This is a genomic window from Pseudovibrio japonicus (assembly GCF_014651595.1).
GTDB lineage: Bacteria > Pseudomonadota > Alphaproteobacteria > Rhizobiales > Stappiaceae > Pseudovibrio > Pseudovibrio japonicus.
Genome location: NZ_BMXE01000012.1, coordinates 39,219 through 55,870 on the forward strand (window position 1 = coordinate 39,219; position 16,652 = coordinate 55,870).

General features: G+C 52.6%; 11 protein-coding genes. 3 read left to right on the forward strand and 8 right to left on the reverse strand.

Annotation, left to right across the window (positions count from 1 at the left end):
* Nucleotides 1–128 precede the first annotated feature (128 nt).
* Entirely contained in the window at nucleotides 129–2,570 is a 2,442-nt protein-coding gene (locus IE076_RS21745; protein WP_209009394.1) for a Tex family protein, read from the reverse strand.
* Nucleotides 2,571–2,714: 144 nt separating this feature from the next.
* The gene (locus IE076_RS21750) at nucleotides 2,715–3,992 is read right to left on the reverse strand and encodes an SLC5/6 family protein (protein ID WP_189438895.1); all 1,278 of its coding nucleotides are present in this window, start codon (nucleotides 3,990–3,992) and stop codon (nucleotides 2,715–2,717) included.
* 677 nt (nucleotides 3,993–4,669) lie between these two features.
* Between IE076_RS21750 and IE076_RS21755 the strand changes: the two genes are divergently transcribed.
* The gene (locus IE076_RS21755) at nucleotides 4,670–5,530 is read left to right on the forward strand and encodes a metallophosphoesterase (RefSeq protein WP_189438896.1); all 861 of its coding nucleotides are present in this window, start codon (nucleotides 4,670–4,672) and stop codon (nucleotides 5,528–5,530) included.
* Between the two features lie 298 nt (nucleotides 5,531–5,828).
* On the opposite strand, the gene IE076_RS21760 is transcribed toward IE076_RS21755, so the two are convergent.
* A complete protein-coding gene (locus tag IE076_RS21760) occupies nucleotides 5,829–6,938 on the reverse strand; it encodes an ATP-dependent DNA helicase (RefSeq protein ID WP_189438897.1) in 1,110 nt (369 codons plus the stop codon).
* A 178-nt stretch (nucleotides 6,939–7,116) separates the two neighbouring features.
* On the opposite strand from IE076_RS21760, the gene gad reads away from it, so the two are divergent.
* Nucleotides 7,117–8,493 (forward strand): glutamate decarboxylase, encoded by a 1,377-nt coding sequence (gad, locus tag IE076_RS21765; RefSeq protein ID WP_189438898.1) that lies wholly within the window; start codon nucleotides 7,117–7,119, stop codon nucleotides 8,491–8,493.
* A 29-nt stretch (nucleotides 8,494–8,522) separates the two neighbouring features.
* Here the strand turns inward: gad and IE076_RS21770 are convergent, their stop codons facing one another.
* From IE076_RS21770 to IE076_RS21780, 3 genes are all read right to left on the reverse strand, one after another.
* Nucleotides 8,523–9,476 carry a phosphotransferase enzyme family protein gene (locus tag IE076_RS21770; RefSeq protein ID WP_189438899.1) on the reverse strand — a complete coding sequence of 318 codons (954 nt, stop codon included), beginning with the start codon at nucleotides 9,474–9,476 and terminating at the stop codon, nucleotides 8,523–8,525.
* Nucleotides 9,469–10,512, reverse strand: coding sequence for a DmpA family aminopeptidase (locus tag IE076_RS21775; protein WP_189438900.1), 1,044 nt, complete (start codon nucleotides 10,510–10,512; stop codon nucleotides 9,469–9,471). Before IE076_RS21775 ends, IE076_RS21770 begins: the two co-directional genes overlap by 8 nt.
* 354 nt (nucleotides 10,513–10,866) lie before the next feature.
* Nucleotides 10,867–11,559 (reverse strand): FadR/GntR family transcriptional regulator, encoded by a 693-nt coding sequence (locus tag IE076_RS21780; protein ID WP_189438901.1) that lies wholly within the window; start codon nucleotides 11,557–11,559, stop codon nucleotides 10,867–10,869.
* Between the two features lie 513 nt (nucleotides 11,560–12,072).
* Between IE076_RS21780 and IE076_RS21785 the strand changes: the two genes are divergently transcribed.
* Nucleotides 12,073–13,056, forward strand: coding sequence for a 2-hydroxyacid dehydrogenase (locus IE076_RS21785; RefSeq protein WP_209009396.1), 984 nt, complete (start codon nucleotides 12,073–12,075; stop codon nucleotides 13,054–13,056).
* A 79-nt stretch (nucleotides 13,057–13,135) separates the two neighbouring features.
* Here the strand turns inward: IE076_RS21785 and IE076_RS21790 are convergent, their stop codons facing one another.
* Both IE076_RS21790 and IE076_RS21795 read right to left on the reverse strand, forming a co-directional pair.
* The gene (locus IE076_RS21790; RefSeq protein ID WP_189438902.1) at nucleotides 13,136–14,104 is read right to left on the reverse strand and encodes an aldo/keto reductase; all 969 of its coding nucleotides are present in this window, start codon (nucleotides 14,102–14,104) and stop codon (nucleotides 13,136–13,138) included.
* A 115-nt stretch (nucleotides 14,105–14,219) separates the two neighbouring features.
* Entirely contained in the window at nucleotides 14,220–16,589 is a 2,370-nt protein-coding gene (locus IE076_RS21795) for a HEAT repeat domain-containing protein (RefSeq protein WP_189438903.1), read from the reverse strand.
* Between the last annotated feature and the right edge of the window lie 63 nt (nucleotides 16,590–16,652).

A 16,652-nucleotide genomic window follows, 5' to 3' on the forward strand; every position in this document is an offset into this window, starting at 1 on the left:
CAGTTTGGCAGCAAAACACAATCAGTTGTCTCGGTAAGACCTACCAGTCTCTTAATGTGGTGCCTGAAAACAAAAAGGAGCCCGCCAGCACGACTGGCGAACTCCCTGAAATTGTATCGGATACGAGCTTATCGCTTCGGCTTGTTAAACGCCGCTGCCAATGCCGCCGCCATCGCATTGTTTGAACCAGAGCTGGTATCCGCTGGCTTCTTGCTACCACGAGGACCACCACCACGGTTTCCGCCATTCGAGCGATTGCCGCCACCCGGACGACCACCCTGATTGCGGTTGCCACCACGATCTGCCTGACGTTCCCGCGCACTTTCGCGCGCATCCGCACTGTCCTTGCGCATGGTCAGACCAATGCGTTTGCGGGCAATGTCCACCTCAACAACCCGCACCTTCACAATATCACCCGCCTTCACCACCGTATGCGGATCATCCACAAAGCGATCCGCCAGCTGGGACACATGCACTAGACCGTCCTGATGCACGCCGATATCCACGAAGGCACCGAAGTTGGTCACGTTGGTAACCGTCCCTTCCAGCATCATACCGGGCTTAAGATCCTGCATGGTCTCAACACCATCCTGGAAGGAGGCGGTCTTGAACTCAGGCCGTGGATCACGCCCCGGCTTTTCAAGCTCGGAGAAGATGTCCTTCACAGTCGGCAGACCAAACTTCTCATCGGTGAACTCTTTCGGGTCCAAAGAGCCAAGCATATTGGAACCCATGATCTCACGGATATCACGCCCACACGCCTTAATGATTTTTTTAGCCAGAGGATACGCTTCTGGGTGAACAGAGGACGCATCCAGCGGATTGTCACCATCCGCAATTCGCAGGAACCCCGCACACTGCTCAAATGCCTTTGGCCCAAGCCGGGAAACCTTCAGCAACTGTTTGCGGTTCTTGAACACACCAACCGTGTCCCGATACTCAACCACCGCCTTCGCAAGGCTCTCCGTCAGGCCGGAGATATGTGCAAGCAACGGTGCTGATGCGGTGTTGAGGTCAACCCCAACCGCGTTCACCGCATCTTCCACCACACCTTCCAGCGAACGCACCAGCTTGGTCTGGTTCACATCATGCTGATACTGCCCGACGCCAATTGACTTCGGCTCAATCTTCACCAGTTCCGCCAACGGATCCTGCAAGCGCCGCGCAATGGATGCCGCCCCGCGCAGCGACACATCAATGTCCGGCATTTCCTTCGCCGCCAGTGCAGAGGCAGAGTAAACCGACGCACCCGCCTCATTCACCATCACCTTAGTCGGGCGATGCTCAGCCGGAATGTCCTTGAGCAGATCCGCCGCTAGGCGATCCGTCTCACGGCTGGCAGTCCCATTGCCAATCGCAATCAGGCTCACACCATGCTTGGCTACCAAAGCCCGCAGTGTCGCAAGCGAGCCCTGAATGTCATTGCGTGGCTGGAAGGGGTAGATCGTCGCCGTATCCACCAGCTTGCCGGTCGCATCCACTACAGCCACCTTCACGCCGGTCCGAATACCCGGATCCAGACCCAGCGTTGCACGCGGGCCAGCAGGCGCCGCCAGCAACAAATCCTTCAGATTCCGAGCGAAGACTTTGATGGCCTCTTCTTCCGCCTTGTCACGCAGCTCGCTCATCAAATCCAGCTCAACGTGAAGGCCAATCTTCACTTTCCATGTCCAACGACACACATCAGAAAGCCACTTATCAGCAGGACGGCCCTTATTCTCAATCCCAGCCGCATCTGCAATCATCTGCTCAACCGGCTTAACGGCGGAAACGTCATCCTCATCCACCTTAAGGTCCAGCGCCAGAACGCCCTCGTTCCGCCCACGCAACAGCGCCAGCGCGCGGTGACTTGGAATGTTCTTCCAGTTCTCGGAATAGCCAAAATAGTCAGAGAACTTCGCCCCTTCCTGCTCCTTGCCAGCAACAACTTCCGCTTTCACAGCCCCCTGACGGGCCACATAGTTCCGCAGTTTACCAACCAGCTGAGCATTTTCCGAGAACCGCTCCATCAAGATCTGGCGTGCGCCATCCAGAACAGCCTTGGTATCCGCAAAGCCCTTCTCCGCATCGATAAAACTGGCAGCTGCGCTTTCAGGTGTCTTGTTTGGATCACCCAGCAGCAAATCCGCCAATAGCTCAATGCCAGCCTCACGGGCAATCTGCGCCTTGGTGCGGCGTTTCTTTTTGTAAGGCAGATAGAGGTCTTCAAGTGTCGCTTTGTTATCCGCACCAGCAATCTGCTTTGCCAGCTCGTCGGTAAGCTTGCCCTGCTCCTCGATAGATTTCACAATCGCTTTGCGGCGATCTTCCATCTCACGCATATAGATCAGGCGCTCTTCCAACGTACGCAGCTGCGTATCGTCCAACCCACCTGTCGCCTCTTTGCGGTAACGCGCAATAAACGGAACCGTAGACCCGTCATCCAGCAACTGCACCGCAGAATTCACCTGCCCCGGCGCACAGCCAATCTCTCCAGCAATTCGCTGGGAAATCCGCAATGCAATATCCGCAGGCACCGCACCCGCTTTTGCAGAAGCGGAGGAAGAAGCAACAGAGGTCAGATCAGACATTCAGCACTCTTGATTATGTTAAAACAGAGTACTCACAGTAGGTCTGCAATGCGGGCAAAACTAGGTGCGATAGAGGAATACGCACAGGGAAAGATTATGAGGAAATAGCGCGGCGTGGTGAAGGAAAACGCCCACAGCTTCAGTTTAAAAGAAGTTCCTCAGGATCGCCGAAACCGTAACAAGCCCGGCAATGGTTACGAAGATGTTGGACAGCGCACCTCTGTATTTGGCCAAGGCTGGGACAGTTCTAATGGCATACATCGGCAGCAGGAATAAAATGATAGCAATGAAAGGCGCAAACAGATCCCCAATTACACCAATTAAGGGCAGTTCAATGATTGCCGCGAGCCATATTGTTCCAAAGAAGAAAACAAACAAGACAGCACTGATTTTCCTCTCTCCAACAAGATTGACCACCTCTGGTGATCCCACTTTCAAAAGCCCGGTCAAGGCTTCCTTTGAGCCAAGATAGAAGGCGAGGAACGAGGAATAAATTGCCGTGATAGTAATAATTGGGCCGACCACTGAAATAACAGGTAAATCGAGGGTATTTGCGAGAAAGCTGAGAATGGTAATATTTTGCGATTTTGCCAAAGCGAGTTGTTCGGGTGAAGTCGCTAGCACGCAGCTCAGGACGAAAAACATCATAAATGCAAACAGCATTATCGAGGAGAATTTCAGCGTTCGATCAGATACTTCCTCCGCCTTATCTCCGTGGGTATGCCGCAGCACATACGCCATTATCGGGATCGCCGGAGCATAAAATAAAGCGAACACCATTATCGGCAGCGTCCTATAAACCTGATCCACGATAGTTCCAGCGCTAGGCATACTTCCAATCTCTACCGCAGATAAGGACCACTGCGGAATGAGGTAAATAGAGATACCGAATAGAACCAGAATGAGCGGGAAAACCAAAACCTTAAAGGCCTCCAGAACATACCTGAGGCCAAAGAAAGTTGGAGCAAACATTATAAGCAGGATTATGCCTGAAAGCTGCCAGCGGACTAAGGGGCTGCTTCCCAATTGTGTTACCAGAATATCGTCAATCGTATTGGTCATGGAGGGGCCATAGACCAATATGTATGGGTACAAAGAAAAGAAATAAAACAGGGTAATCACTAAACTTACTTTGGCACCGAAATGCTCTTGCAGCACGCCAGAGAAATCAGCAGCTTTGTTTATCGAGGATAAGGCAAAGCGACCAAAGGCTAAATGGGGGTAATAAGTTAAAGGAGCTGCAAGGACGGCGATAATAATCAGCGGCCAAATTCCCTGTAGCCCCGCCTGAATAGGCAAGAACAATATGCCCGCACCAACGGCTGTTCCAAACATGGAGATGGGCCAGACAAGCTTTTCCGAGTTCAGAAAGCCCGCAACCTTTCCCCGTTTTGGAGAATAAGAAGTCCTCGTGGCATCCATTGTTTTTCTTAGTTTTTGATGGGAAGCGGAGATGCTTCCCTGCCTGGATTTTATTTAGTCTTGCTCACAAAGCAGAAGGATTCGGACCTCTTCGTTAGCCCGTTATCCATGGTAGTTATCTCAAAGAACCAGCTAAGTTACAAAAAAGGCTAGTATATGACGCAGTAATTCCGCTCAAATCAAAGCCAATAAATCTTATTCAATACTGTTAATTAGAATTATCTTTAATATAATATAGAGATTGGCTTGCCAATTACTTCAGTATTTTTATAATTTATAATAAATAATTACGAAAACGGAGACTCCCGTACGCTCAGGAACTTTATCTTGCAAAGCAATATTACGTTACTCACTCAAGATACCAATATAAGTAATATCTCATCTCCGTTTGACCAAAACTAAAATACAGTGTCATTCAAATCATGAACCTATCGGGGAGGGGCATGAGCTGCGGTTTGATCTGTTCTATCAAAGGTTGGAGCTATCAGCGAAAAGGATATTCTATGTACCTTAATAGGCGGCTTCTCATGGATCTATGTGATTACATTAGCAGGACGCGAGGTGGGTTTGCAGAGCCCATTGAAGATCTCGATACTAGCTCATTAATCTAGCTTGCACCAGACTAAATATTTGAAATATATAAGTGATATTTCGACATTTCAGAAATGGACTCCTCAATGAGTACTTATAGTGACCGTCTTTTGAAGCTCATCGTGATGAGTGATATTCACCTATTACCAAGGGGCGAGGTGAAACGAGGATTGGACACAGCACCCCGCTTTGATGCAGCGCTTGATAGTGTCCAGGCATTTCACATGGATGCAGACCTGTGTGTCTTTGCAGGGGATCTTACGGAGAAATCCGATGTCAAGGCGTATGAGCTCTTTGATAACCTGCGCTCACGGATCGACCTGCCCCAGAGAGTTCTATTAGGAAATCATGATGATCGCGATGTCTATATACGTTGTGCTAAGGAGCCTATGCAGGATGAAAATGGATTCATCGAAGGCTATGAGGATATCAAGGGACATCGTGTCCTAATGCTCGATAGCTCCGAACCGGGAAAGACACGTGGCGGATTTTGCGACAAACGCCTCACCTGGGTGGTGGAGCGCCTAGCTGAAGCCAAGTCGGCAGGCCTGAAGGTAATCATTTTATTGCATCACAATCCATGTGCTTTGCAAATGCCCGTAGACACCTACCGGCTGTCGGAGCCGGAAAAGTTATTGGCTGTATTACATGATAGTAAAGCAGAAATCATCCAGATAGTAGCCGGTCATTGCCATATAACTTCAGCGGGTAGCTGGGGCGGTTACCCATGCGCCACGATTTCCGGTAACCAGCACCGAGTTGAGCCATTTTTGCGTGGGCGCAGTGGCCAACAGGCATGTTATGAAGACCCTGCCCAATATGCGGTGCTCCTGTCTGACGGAACAAACTGTGCGGTGCACTTCCAAAACTATATCGACCAAAGCACGGTGATGGATCAGCTATTGTTTCCGGCAAAAATGAATCAGGAGTTCGAGAAGCTGGATTGATAAGACGGTACACTGGAACCAAACTCCATAAGGAAACCTGATTTGAACGACGGCTTTGTTTCAATAGGATACCTTGACCGCGCTTTAATGGGTTACCGTCTACACCTCAGGTCTGTTGGAAACACGCACAATCAGAACTAGGATGAACGTAAAACATTGAGAGCCCTACACTCAGGCGAATGGCAGGTATAGTCACCAATCGCCATACCGCACTTGCGAATACGTGTGCACCGATTGCAGCTACTATGGGCCCAAAGCACCCTGACTTCTGCAGCTTAAAGCCGGAGACAGGCTCCCGTCACCGAACAACCGTAATCTTCTGCGCGGCACGGGTTACAGCCGTATACAGCCATCGTGTCTTGTGCTCGCGGAAGGCCCAGCTCTCGTCGAAGAGCACCACGTCATCCCACTGAGAACCCTGAGATTTATGTACGGTCAGGGCATAGCCGTAGTCGAACTCGTCGGCGCGGCGGCGGATGGCATAAGGGAGTTGCTCGCTACCTTCCTCAAACATCGCAGGCAGCACCTTCACCCTAATCGCCTTCTTGGAGAGATCATCCTCTGACATTACATCAAAGCGCAGCGTGTTACCGCGTGGCGGACGCAGGCGGGAAACCTCCCACAAGCCACCATTCAGCAGGCCCTTGGTTTTATCGTTGCGCAGGCAGACCAGCTTATCGCCAACAGAAGGCATCTGCGTCGTGATACCCTTAAGGTCGCGGATACGGCTGTTATAGAGCCGGCGCGTCTTGTTGGTCCCTACCAGCACCTGATCAGAGGCAAGGATGCGTTCCTTGTCGATGTCCCGGCGCGAAATCACGGAGCTGTCGCCATACTGGCCGAAATCCAACTCCTGACCGTCACGAATATCCATGGACATACGCACGATCGGATTGTCTTTCGCCTGCCGGTGAACTTCGGTGAGCATGAGATCCGGCTCTGCCTCCGTGAAGAAGCCACCCCCACGCACAGGCGGCAGCTGAGCAGGATCACCCAGCACCAGCACCTTCTTGCCAAAGGAAAGCAAATCGCGGCCCAGCTCTTCATCCACCATCGAACATTCATCAATGATGATCAGATCAACCTTTGCCGCAGGGCTATCGCGGTTGATTGCAAACTGCGGGCTTTCATCCTCATCATCATCGTCTTTCTTGGTGCCCTTGGGGCGGTAGATCAACGAGTGGATGGTGGAAGCATCTTCACAGCCCTTCTGCCGCAGCACATGCGCGGCCTTGCCGGTAAAGGCGCCAAAGGCAACCTCGCCGTCAAACCCTTCTGCCAGATGACGCGCCAGAGTGGTCTTGCCGGTACCAGCGTAACCAAACAAACGAAACACCTGCGGGCCATGTGAGCGCATCCAGCGCGCAACTTCAGTCAGGGCATCATCTTGTTGGGGAGACCAATCCATTCCAGACCACCTGTAATAACTTCCTCAAACGAACTTGAGTAATAAACGAAGCTGAGCTGAAACGCCCCCGTTTTCTTAAAAAGGTCAACAGGACACTCCAAATTGAATTTGTAAAACTTACGTGGAATTCAGGCACTGTCGCTAGGGTTGCGCCAGCCAATCAATTTCGGAGCACCCCATGCCACTGTGGAAGAAGAGTTCCAGCAAAAGCCCTGACGTTTACACCACAACACACGCTATACAGGGCCTTGCCAAAGACCACATTCCCGAAACCGGAATGAGCCCGGAAGAAGCATACAACCTTGTCCGGGACGAGCTGTACCTGGACGGCAACGCACGACAGAACCTCGCCACGTTCTGCACCACATGGGTGGAAGACGAAGTCCACACACTCATGGCCGATTGCATCGATAAAAACATGATCGATAAGGATGAATACCCGCAAACGGCAGAAATTGAGGCCCGTTGCGTCCACATAATCGCCAGTCTTTGGAACTCTCCGGAAGCTGAAGATACAATTGGCTGTTCCACCACCGGTTCGTCAGAAGCTGCCATGCTGGGTGGCCTCGCCCTCAAATGGGCGTGGAGAGACCGCCAGAAGAAGGCAGGCAAGCATCACGATAAACCCAATATTGTCTGCGGCCCCGTCCAGGTGTGCTGGCATAAGTTTGCCAAGTACTTCGACGTCGAACTGCGCCAGATCCCGCTCACCGAGGGCTCGCTCCACATGCAGCCCGAGCAGTTGAAAGACTACGTGGATGAGAACACAATCTGCGTGGTCCCAACCCTTGGCGTAACATTCACCGGCGTGTACGAACCAGTCAAGGAAGTCTGTCAGGAGCTCGACAAGATCCAGTTCGAAACCGGACTAGACATCCCCGTCCATGTGGATGCGGCATCCGGTGGCTTCGTTGCCCCCTTCCTGCACCCCGAGTTGGTGTGGGATTTCCGCCTTGACCGCGTAAAATCCATCAACGCTTCCGGCCACAAATTTGGCCTCGCCCCTCTGGGTGTTGGCTGGGTAATCTGGCGCGATAAGAAAGAGCTGCCAGCTGATCTGGTGTTCAACGTTGACTATCTGGGCGGCAACATGCCCACGTTTGCCCTCAACTTCTCTCGCCCCGGCGGGCAGATCATCATCCAGTACTACAATTTCATGAGATTGGGTTACGTAGGCTACAGAGCCATCCAATTGGCCTGCGCAGAAAACGCGCACTATCTGGCCAAGAAACTCTCTAAACTGCCAGAACTGGAGGTCCTTTACGACGGCAAAGGAGCCCTGCCCTGCGTGTGCTACCGTCTGAAAGAACCGAAGAAAGCCCACTACACGCTCTACGATTTGTCAGAGCGGGTGCGCATGAGCGGATGGCAAATCGCCTCATATCCTCTGCCAGCGGACATGCAGGACACAATCGTCCAGCGCATCATGGTGCGCCACGGCGTTTCCCACGATTCTGTCGAACAGCTCTTTGAGGATATTCGGAAAGCCCTGAACTATCTGGGCAAAAACAACATCAAATGGTCCGAGGCAGGCCCAAGCTTCTCTCACGGGTAAAACGCTCCGTGAGAGAATGAGTTTTATGGTCAGGCCAGCTGCTCAAGCAGCTGCGCCAGATACTCCGGCTCATCTAGATGGTTGTCCACCATCAGCTCAAACTCTTTGTAAGTCGTCACATACTGGACAGCGCCGATCAAATCCCGCGTCTCGCTTTCACGAGAAGCCAGCGGATGAGATGACCCATTCAGCCCCGCAAAGTAAGCCTCAACAAAGGCCTCACCCAGAGACTGGTCGATCTCGCAGAGGAACGGATAGACACCAACCACATCGTAGACCGGCAAATCCCAGCGGCATTCATCCCAATCCAGAAGGCCAACCAACTCGCCAGTGCTTTTGTTGATCAGAGTGTTCCCCGGACCATAATCACCATGGATCAGATGCTTGGTCTCATTCAGGCTTCCAAGCTTACCCAGCACCTCATCCAGAGCCCTGTCCACATCCGCCCAATATGCGGTGCTCAGGTACTTTGCATCAATGCTCTTGGAGGCTTCCAGCTCGGAAAGCGCCGCCAGCAGGCCTGTCCCGGACTTTAGGGTCTGTTTGCTCACACCCGGACGCTCGTTCTCCGAAAACCGAAACACATCCCGCTCCTCCCAAAGCTTGATGTGCACGTTTGCCAAGGCCTGACCGGCTTGCCTGCAGGTCTCAACCTTATCCAGCGCAGGTGTCTCACCTTCAATCAGCTCAAAGAGAGAGTAGTGCGCACCCTCCACTTCAGTAACGCGCTCCTGATTAACACCGTAAAGTGCCTTCGGAACCTCATAGCCAACGATATTCTGAAGCAAATCCAGACATTTGAATTCCGAAAGGATCTGCGCCTCGGTCTTGTTTGGGTTATGACGACGAAGCACAACAGACTCCTCGCCGTCTAGTTCTCCCAACCATGTTTCGTTGGCATGGCCTTCTCCAAAAGAGGACCACTTAGTATCTTCCGGCAAGGCAAAAGCTTCATCAAGGAGCTTGATTTCCTGCTTATTCATTTGCATCCCCCATTAAATCGCCAAACTCTCCCAGTGCATAACGGGTATTGCCATCGCGACCCGTTACACGTTCCGCATTCAACATTGAATTGACAATGGCTTCTTCTGTAGCTTCTGCAGCCGCTCTAAACACCCTGTCAATTCGCCGCTCATCCACTTGTTCCACCGAATGAGTGCGTTTTCTGCTCTTTGTGTCGACAGGGTCCGCGGTTGTGAATGCCAAAGCTATATCGCCACTTCCGTGACCAAGAAATGAACCTGTTCGTACAAGTCCTACAGATGTGCGCGCGGCAACCCGCTTCAGCTGCCGTTCACTCAACGGCAGATCGCTGCCGATAATCATGATGATCGAGCCCTTCTCCGGCCCGCTTTCATCACTGACCAACTGCTGTTCAATCTGCGGCCCAACATGTTGGCCACCCAGAACCAAATCGGGCAGGCGGCCCATGTTGGCAAGCACCAGCGCACCCACATGATAGACGCGCTTGCCAACCTTCACCTGGCGAGAAGCACTGCCAATACCGCCCTTCAACCCATAACAGGACATGCCGCGTCCGGCACCAACAGCACCTTGCGCAAACTCTTCCGACACGGCATCAATCGCCTCCTCGGCATGATGCGGTCTCACCTTTAACGCACTGATCTTATTCAGGAAGGCATCATTGCATTCAAACACCACCGGATTAATCGTAGCCTTCATCAAATCGATTTCCGGCGTTTGCTCAAGCGTGTGCCGGATCAATCCTTCACTCACCGCACCAACGCTAAGCGTATTCGTCAGCAGGATCGGCGTTTCCAGCTCGCCCAGTTCCTCCACCTGCACCAACCCGATGCTTTTGCCAAACCCGTTAAACACATGGGAGGCAGCACGCGTTCTCACCTCAAACGCATTCTCGTCGCGCGTGGTGATTGCAGTAACGCCAGTCTGGCAGTCTCCATCGGCAAGCGTCACATGCCCAACCTTGACACCCGGAACATCACAGAGTGTGTTCCGCTGCCCTTTTGGCAATGACCCGATAGTGATTTCCTGAAACATTCCAACCTCTGGCACAAACTCTATTCCACTCAGGGGACACCATTCCGATTTTACCGCCAGCATGCAATCAGCATCACCAGCCAATCAAACGATCTCTCCTCTTAAATCCCTAATATTTTCAATAAGGTCGACAAATATAAACGTAGGTGGATAATTGTAAATTGCCATAATAAATCGGAGAGTGGTCAGCTAACTAAAGATCATTCCATTCCAAGCATCCGAATCTTCCTGCATCATAACAACAGCTCTGAGCGCTGGAAACTAACGCAGCTGCCCCAAAGTGACGCATACTGTCTGCGGCATCTAACAGGCAGATATGGGGGAGCCCCCTCGCACAGATACTAGCGAACGCCCTTATTTGAACTGATCACCAAAGAAGCCGATATGGTTGCGCATTTCGCGGCGCGCCGCTTCCGCGTCCCGCGCCTTGATCGCATCCCGAATTGCCTTGTGCTCTTCAATACCATGCCGGTGAGCAAACTCCGGTAAAAGCGGGTACAGCCCCTTACTCATGTTCATGCCCACCAAAATCTGTGGCTTCATGAGATCATAAACAGCCGCCGCATAGTCATTCTTGGCCGCACGGATCACAGCACAGTGGAACCGCATGTCACCATCAACCGTACTGACAGAATCCAACCCGTCGCGGTGGATCTGCGCGAGCGCCGCATCCAGCTCCGTCATCTCCTCATCCGTCCAGCGTTCCGCAGCAAGGGCCGCCATCTCGCCTTCAAACACCATGCGTGTTTCTTGGCATTGAATTACATCGCCAATACCGGAAATCTCAAACTTGCCCAGTGTGGGGGCAAACGGGGTTGGGGTGACGTGCTCTTTAATGACAAAGCTGCCAGAGCCGCGCACCGTTTTGATGTAGCCGTCTTTTCGCAAGCGCTCCATGGCGCCGCGCACGACAGGACGCGAAACACCGTACCGCTCACAAAGCGCACTTTCAGTGGGAAGCTTTAACCCTTCAGGGAATTCTCCGGAATCGACAGCTTCTTTCATCTTGTCGTAAACCGCATTCGAGAGGTTTGCTGGACGGGCCACCGCTCACACTCCAATTATTTTTGTTTTTCTCAGCTGTTTGCAGCCAGTTGGATACTATTGACTTACAACAACCACCCTAACCTAACAAGCTTGCTACCCTAAGCCGAACCCAGCCCGACCTCACAACAACATCCATTAAAATTAACCATTAAATTCATAGGGTTAAACCAAACACAAACAGTCTTGTATAAACAAACAACCGTGTCCTATTACGTAACTGCGACATTATGTAGTCTACTTATTTACAGGTCTTCTAACTAATATTTCAGGTAGAGATTCAAAGTCTCTACACGGTATAGGGGGGAATATTATGCGTCGACTTCCTGTCAAAACTATTCAAGGTGCAGCAACCGACTTTGGCGGTACTTTGATCGTAACCAGCATTCTGGTAGGCGTGCTTTATCTGATTTTCACTTTTACATAAGACCTGCTGGATTACAGCGCATACGGGCAAAGGCAACTGTTGGAGAGTAACAACTCTCTACTGGCGAACTTCTGCAAGTTGAGGCACTCTTGGCGAATGCACTCAAGCAATCTGCAGATGACCGTTCAATGATTGATGTTTTACAACTGACCCCTTATGCGCCCGACGAAATAAACGAGCAGCTGGAAAACCGCTTCTCGGTTGCGCGTTATTGGGAGCTTCAGCAGAATGATGCTCTTATGGCCCGAGTTCTGCCAGATATTCGTATTGTCGCCACCAAGGGGGATTTCGGGCTCTCGGGCGAGCTGATGGCGACCCTGCCAAACCTTGAGCTCATCGCCGTCTATGGGGCTGGCTTCGACAAGATTGATCTGGCACAGGCACGTGGGCGTAACATCATCATCACAACCACACCGGACGCTCTCACTGAAGCCGTAGCCGACCATGCCGTCGGCCTCGCACTGGCCTCCTCGCGCCGGATTGCCGAGGGCGACCGATTTATTCGCAGCGGAGACTGGCGCACGCAAAAGCTCGGCATGGGGTACAGCCTGCGCGGCAAGACACTTGGCATCTTTGGCTACGGGCGTATAGGCAAAAAGACTGCGGAGATTCTGGGCGGCACATTTGGGATGACCGTCTTGTATTGCGACCACAATGCCGCCCCCATGCAGAACGAGCAAAGCCGCGCCACATCTCTGGAATTGGCTAAAGACACCGATGTATTCCTCGTCGCGGCACCGGGCAGTCCTGAGACAGAAAACGCGATCGATCTCGAGGTCATGGAGGCACTGGGCCCTAACGGCTTACTCATCAACGTCGCCCGTGGTTCACTGGTCAACATGCAGGACCTGATCACAGCCATTGAAAGCAGAAAACTTGGCGCAGCCGCGCTTGATGTCTTTCCCGATGAACCCAACGTGCCGGATCAGTTGATCACATCCCCCTTCACAACACTCACACCCCACATCGCAAGTGCCACATTCGAAACCAGACTGGAAATGGGACGCCAGATGATGCTCAGCATCGCAGCCTGGCAGGAAAAGAAAGAGGCGTACAACCAGCTCCTGTTCTGACCCCACCTGCAAACTTGCAGAACAGACAGAGCCGCATCCAACAGCACGCGGCACTTCCGGATTTAAGATCACAATGCCACTACTCGGGACGCGGTTCGTCCCAGAGATTTTCCCAGGTGTAAGGGCTCCCAGGCAGGAAATAGTTGGAAGCCCCGGTCGCCCGACGGCGCTTCCTATCCAACTGCGCAATACGCGCCATGTCATGCTCATCAAGATCATACTCAAGCGTAGCGATGTTCTCCGCTAAACGTCCTGGATTACTGGACTTCGGCACCACAATAATACCGTTCTGAATTGACCATTTCAAAGCTACCTGAGCTGGTGTGGCACCATGCTTCTCGGCAATTTCCTCAATCACAGGATGGGTCAGAACCACATCTGTCCTCTTTGACTCAGACAAGTCAGCAGGCACCCCCCGTGCAAGAGGGAAAAACGCGGTCAGTGCGATGTTGTTATGCAGGCAATAGGAGCGTAGATCGTTCTGCTGGAAGAAGGGATGCAGCTCAACCTGATTGACTGCCGGCGCAACCCTCGCCTCCATAATAAGACTATCCAGCTTCTGGGTACTAAAATTGGCAACACCAATCGTGTTTACCGAACCATCATCAAAACAGTCTTCCAGCGCCCGCCATGTATCCATCAGGGGCACCTCATCCAGCGTGAGATAATCCTCAGCACTTCGAGGCTTCAGCACACCTTTCCTCAAAGCCACCGGCCAATGCATCAGGTAGAGGTCCAGATAATCCACCTGCAAGTCAGCAAGAGACTTCTCGAGTCCCTCTCTCACATCCTCAGGTTTATGAAAGCTGTTCCAAAGCTTGGAGGTGATAAAGAGGTCACTGCGCTTGATGCCGTCTTCCTTCATCACATCTGCGATCGCCTGACCAATCTCAGCTTCATTGCCGTACATGAACGCACAATCGAAATGGCGATACCCAGCCTTCGACGCTGCACGAACCGCAGGATAGGTCTCACCCTCTGCAAAGCCCACCGTCCCAAGGCCGATCATTGGCATCTTGTAGCCGGTAGAAAGCGTCTTTGATCGCATAATGTCCCCTGTCTCAAAAAACCTGCCAACACAGGCTGGCAGGTTTTCTTATACCGTATGCAACAACAGATAAAGACCACGAGATAAGGCCCCGTCTTGCTTCAGAAGAGAACCCTTAAGCCAAGTATTTGTTAAACACCTCAAGAGCAGCCAGCTTACGCGAAAGATTTCCATCCAGCCATTGCTCCAACGCGCCAAGAACACTTTCCTGAGCATAGCAGCGCAGGCACAACGCAGCCCTCGGAATAAGGACACCGTTTTCCATCTGCGCAGCCTCGAAGATCTCACCCAATGCATTCACATCTGCATCCGCACTCACAAGCTCCATCGCGGCTACACGTAAACCACGTCGCGTGCTCTTCAGATAGCTACATACATCGATGTTAGCCTCAGGCTTTCCGGCCAAAATTTTCAGAGCTGAGGCAGAAACAGCATCGGTCTTGTCATTAAGCGCAGCAATCACAACAGCTTCAGCCTCAGGGTTGTACGAGGTACCAAGCAGCTCAACACGCATCGCACGCACAGCAACATCGTTCTCAGGCGGCAAGGCCAGAATACGCGCGATTGCCTCTTCAGAAAGCTCCAACCCATTATCAACCAGATGGACAAGGCTCTGACTGGCTGCAAAACGCACCTGCATTTGACGATCAGACAGTGCAGAAATCAGCGCATCAATCAACTCTGGACGCTTTGCATCCCCACAGATGCGCAGAGCCAGCAACCGAATGTCCAATGCCGGATCATCCGGACGCCCCGGCACAACCCGCTTCTTCTCGATTAGATCATTCGCAAGCTCAAGAAAACGCATGTCTTGCTTGCCCAGCTCCACCGGCTCTTCCGCCAGTTTCTCGATTTCCTCATCGGTGTTCAGGATCGCACCAAGCGTGGAACCTGGGAAGGCAACAACGTTGTCAGGCAGATCTTCCACACGCTCAATCGCCCCGTCCGGCACCTCATCAGCAACAGCAGGCTCCGCACCGGCAGTCACACTGGCCACCAGCTCCTCAGTAGAACGCTCTTCTACAACAACCTCCTCTTCCGCGACCGCTTCAACAGGGGCAGCCTGAGGTTCAATCACGTTGCCTTCGCGGTCGATCTGAACGCGCGGTGGCTTGTCCTCTCCCTTACCGTTATCACCAAGGTCAGAGGGATCCTTCTCCTTTGCACTGTCCAGAATATCCTGCTCATGCGCTTCAGGCATCAGCTTGCCGGAAACAGCCCAGACCAACTGCACAGCCGCATTGTCCGCAATATCCCCTTCCCCGTCAGAGAGCTTGGCAAGCGAGTTCAGTGCAGCAAGACGGATTTCCTGTTCTGCACTCGTCACCTGCTCTTGCAAGATAGCCAGCCCTTCAACGCACGGCTTCTCACCATGCAGCACAATGAAGGCTTTCAGAACAGGTTCTTCCTTGCGGTGCGTCGCAATCTCGGTCAGCAACGTCTCCGTTGTCTCATTCTCGATCTTAGCAAGCACAGGGATCAGCGCTGCAACAAACACATCGCTTGCACTACGCAAGGATCGCTCAATACGCTCAATCAGTGCCTCCGGCTTGGCGATCTCACCAGCAGCCATCCGCTCAAGTGCCATCACGCGCAAGGTGTCTTCCTCATCCTCAAACGCCACTTTCTCCAGTTTTGAGAACGAGAGTTTACCCAGAGCCTTTAGCGCCAACCGACGCATTTGCGGCGCACTGTCAGCAAGCAGCACAGCCAGATCCGCTTCTTCACCACGTGCCATCAGCACTTCCGCAGCAGCAACACGCACATCCGGATCCGCATCCGCAAACAGAACGCGCAAAATCTCGCCAACACGCTCATCCTGTACAGTAGAAAGCGCACGCGCAGTGTGTTCCCGCACCCGAGCCGACGCATCTGTTGCGAGTGTGGCCAGCTCAAGCAAACCAGCGGCCCCCATCTCGGAAAGCGCCACAGTCACTTCGGGCCAGACCTCCTGACCAAACGGATCGCGCGCGGCCTCCAGCAAAGCGGCAGCCGAGGCTTCACACTTCAGCGTGCCCAGCGCCAGAATAGCTTTACGCTGCACATCCAGCCAATCATCCCACTCAGCCCCGTAGCCATCCCACGCCACCTCATCCTCGCAGCGGTCCTTAACGAGCTTTGTCAGCCATTCCTCAGCAACCGCACCGCCCACAAGGGCAAGCCCGTCAATCGCAGAAAGCTTCACCTCCAGCACAGGATCATTCAGCAGGCTCCACAACAGCACATCAGCATCCAACCCCTTGTCCGCGCGGATCAAAGACTCAATCGCATCACTGCGAACATCTTCACCCTCATCCCGCAGCGCGCTGGCAAGCGCTGCCTGAGCAGCCGAAGTACCAAATTTCCCCAGTATCTGAGCGGATAAACACTTTTCTCGCTCTTCGCCATTTGCAAGCAACTCACAAAGGATCTTCACGAGCTTATCGCTCGCTTCGCTTGGTTCGCTCACAAAGTCCTGATCCAGATGCCTGGTGGAAACCGTCATGATTGGCTCTTCTCCTCAAGCGTGTTCCCGGAAAGTGGAGACCAGTTCTCAGGCAACAGTACG